1 protein-coding gene is annotated in these 255 nt (G+C 72.9%); it reads left to right on the top strand.

Annotated elements, in window-relative coordinates; all coding sequences use genetic code 11:
• The coding region (locus VSR82_RS40455) for a hypothetical protein (RefSeq protein ID WP_498858971.1) at nt 1–255 on the top strand (255 nt) is incomplete at both ends.

The following is a 255-nucleotide window of genomic DNA, read 5'->3' as shown; positions in this document are numbered from 1 at the left end:
ACGCTGCGCGCGCATCTGGTGGGGCAGCTGCCGGACTACATGGTGCCGGCGGCGTTCGTGCCGCTGGCGGCGCTGCCGCTGACGGTCAACGGCAAGCTCGACCGAAAGGCACTGCCCGCGCCGGCTGCCGATGCGTATGCGCGGCGGGGCTACGAGGCGCCGCGCGGGGAGCTCGAGACGGTGCTGGCGCAGCTGTGGGCGGAGCTGCTGGGTCTGGAGCGGGTCGGTCGGCATGACCACTTCTTCGAGCTGGGC

The organism is Burkholderia sp. JPY481 (assembly GCF_038900515.1).
Classification (GTDB): domain Bacteria; phylum Pseudomonadota; class Gammaproteobacteria; order Burkholderiales; family Burkholderiaceae; genus Paraburkholderia; species Paraburkholderia youngii.
Note: the sequence above shows the minus strand (reverse complement) of the source record. Positions and strands in the feature narration are given on the sequence as shown.